The sequence below is a fragment of the Streptomyces globisporus genome (genome assembly GCF_003501885.1).
Taxonomy (GTDB): Bacteria; Actinomycetota; Actinomycetes; order Streptomycetales; family Streptomycetaceae; genus Streptomyces; species Streptomyces globisporus_D.
Window position 1 is genome coordinate 1 of record NZ_QWFA01000428.1, and the last position, 543, is coordinate 543.

Annotated in this window: 1 protein-coding gene; it reads right to left on the reverse strand. The window is 73.7% G+C overall.

Going from position 1 to position 543, the window contains the following annotated elements:
- The coding region (locus D3105_RS34145) for a pyridoxal phosphate-dependent decarboxylase family protein (protein ID WP_118906610.1) at nt 1-543 on the reverse strand (543 nt) is incomplete at both ends.

Below are 543 nucleotides of genomic sequence, written 5' to 3' on the forward strand. Positions count from 1 at the left end.
GGGCGGTGGGTGGGGCTGAGGAGGAGTGGTCCTCCGTAGGCGGCGTCGATGTGGAGTTCGGCGTGGTGGGTGGTGCAGAGGTCGGCGATGGTGTCGAGGGGGTCGATCGCGCCGGTGTCGGTGGTGCCGGCGGTGGCGACGACGAGGAGGGGGCGGTGGAGTTCGCTGAGGGCGTCGTCGAGGGCGGTGAGGTCGAGGGTGCCGGTGGGGGCGGGTACGACGACGGGTTCGGGGAGGCCGAGGAGCCAGGCGGCGCGGGCGATGCTGTGGTGGGCGTTGGCGCCGCAGACGGTCTGGACGGGGCCGTGGCGTTCGCGGGCGAGGAGCAGGGCGAGTTGGTTGGCTTCGGTGCCGCCGGTGGTGATGACGGCGTCGGGTGAGGGGGTGTGGGGGTAGATCTCGGTGGCGAGTGCGCTGGTGAGGTCGGCTTCGAGGGCGGAGGCTGCGGGGGCTTGGTCCCAGGAGTCCATGGAGGGGTTGAGGGCGCTGGCGGCGAGGTCGGCGGCTGCTGCCAGGGCGAGGGGCGGGGTGTGGAGGTGGGCC